Source organism: Vibrio sp. 779(2023), from assembly GCF_033344285.1.
GTDB classification, from domain to species: domain Bacteria; phylum Pseudomonadota; class Gammaproteobacteria; order Enterobacterales; family Vibrionaceae; genus Vibrio; species Vibrio alginolyticus.
Map to the genome: position 1 here is coordinate 1 of NZ_JAWPOM010000063.1, position 1,794 is coordinate 1,794.

Sequence of the window (1,794 nt, forward strand, 5' to 3'; positions counted from 1 at the left end):
ACTGGTTGTGTGCTGAAAGACTGTGAAATCGACGATAACACTATCGTTCGTCCTTACAGTGTGATTGAAGGCGCAACCGTTGGTGAAGAGTGTACCGTCGGTCCATTCACTCGTTTGCGTCCTGGTGCTGAGCTACGTAACGACGCGCACGTCGGTAACTTCGTGGAAGTGAAAAATGCGCGCATTGGTGAAGGCTCTAAAGCAAACCACCTGACTTACCTTGGTGATGCGGAAATCGGCCAACGCACTAATATCGGTGCGGGCACGATTACGTGTAACTACGATGGCGCAAATAAGTTCAAGACCATCATTGGTAACGATGTGTTTGTTGGCTCTGATAGCCAGCTGGTGGCACCTGTCACTATTGCTGATGGTGCCACTATCGGCGCTGGTACCACACTAACTAAAGACGTGGAAGAGGGTGAGTTAGTGATCACTCGCGTTAAAGAGCGTAAGATCACTGGTTGGCAACGTCCAGTTAAGCAAAAGTAAGCGTTACCTGAGCTTAAAAGCTAAATTCTCAAAGCCGCTCCAGTGAGAGCGGCTTTGTCGTTTTTAGTGCAAGTATCAGTAACTGGGAATCGCGATACGCTTTTCTAACCAACGTACTGCTTGAGAAACGAATAGAATGAGTAACAAGTACTCCAGAACCAAGAAGGTATAAATTTCTAACGGTAAGTACTCATTCACCACTAACTCGTTGGCACGTCTCGTTAAGTCACTTAAACCGATTACGCTCACCAGAGAGCTCATTTTGAGAATGTAGACAAACTGATTCCCTAGCGGCGGTAACATTTGTCGAAATGCTTGTGGAAGAATCACCAAGCGCATCTTCTGCCAATAATTCAAACCAAGTGATTCTGCCGCTTCATGCTGACCTCGGTTGATCGCTTGAATCCCACCGCGAAATACTTCTGCCATAAACGCACTTTCAGCGATAGTCAGTGCAATTACCCCCGCCCAAAAATGATTGAGAGAGACATCGAGCAGCGTTGGCATGCCGTAGTAAACCCATAAGAGCAACACCAATACTGGGATTGAGCGGATCACCTCAACGTAGATGCGATTCATCCATTTGAGCGTTGGGGAGCGAGAAAGTGCAGGCAATGCAATCAGCAGCCCAAGTGTCATGGCAAAACACATACTCAAGAGTGACACTTGAATGGTGTCATTAAACCCCGCGACTAAAAACTTTAGGTTGGTTATCCCTTGTTCCGTTGACGGGTCGAGTACATACCAGCCCCATTGGTAATCTGAGCAACCCGTTAACAACAGCAGCGAAATCAGCCATAGAGTTCGAAAGGTCACATTTACTCCCTGAATTAACTAAAAAACTTCCATTGTTACTGCTATGTTATCAATGGGGTTGTAATAAAGGTTAATAATTAAACCGTATAAGGTCATTATTTTTAAGGGAATAAAAATGAAAAAGATTTTGTTTGCGCTAGGAATATGTCTGCTTATGGTCACTCAAGTTGTTCATGCTCAGAGCCGTCTTCAAGAGATTCTGGATAAAGGCGTGTTGAGAGTAGGGACGACTGGGGACTGGAATCCGATGACAATGAAAGATCCAGCCACGAACAGTTATCGTGGTTTTGATATTGATGTCACAACTGAGCTTGCTAAAGATTTGGGTGTCAAAGTGGAGTACGTTGCCACCGATTGGAAAACGTTGGTTAATGGCATTACGGCCAACAAGTACGACATCACTGGCAGTGCGTCTTTAAACATGTCGCGTGCGAAAGTAGCCGGTTATAGCCAACCCTATTTCTACTTGTCGTTTGTGCCAGTGGT

Annotated in this window: 3 protein-coding genes; 2 read left to right on the plus strand and 1 reads right to left on the minus strand. The window is 45.5% G+C overall.

Annotated elements, in window-relative coordinates; genetic code table 11:
- Positions 1-492, plus strand: a 492-nt coding sequence (locus tag R8O70_RS24860) for a DapH/DapD/GlmU-related protein (RefSeq protein ID WP_318184422.1), incomplete at its 5' end; no start/stop codon positions are given.
- A 75-nt stretch (positions 493-567) separates the two neighbouring features.
- On the opposite strand, the gene R8O70_RS24865 is transcribed toward R8O70_RS24860, so the two are convergent.
- Positions 568-1,308: an amino acid ABC transporter permease gene (locus R8O70_RS24865; RefSeq protein ID WP_046267910.1), complete on the minus strand. Its 741-nt coding sequence runs from the start codon at positions 1,306-1,308 to the stop codon at positions 568-570.
- Positions 1,309-1,423: 115 nt separating this feature from the next.
- Here R8O70_RS24865 and R8O70_RS24870 point away from each other — a divergent pair.
- Positions 1,424-1,794: transporter substrate-binding domain-containing protein (locus tag R8O70_RS24870; RefSeq protein ID WP_318184423.1), on the plus strand; the 371-nt coding region annotated here is incomplete at its 3' end.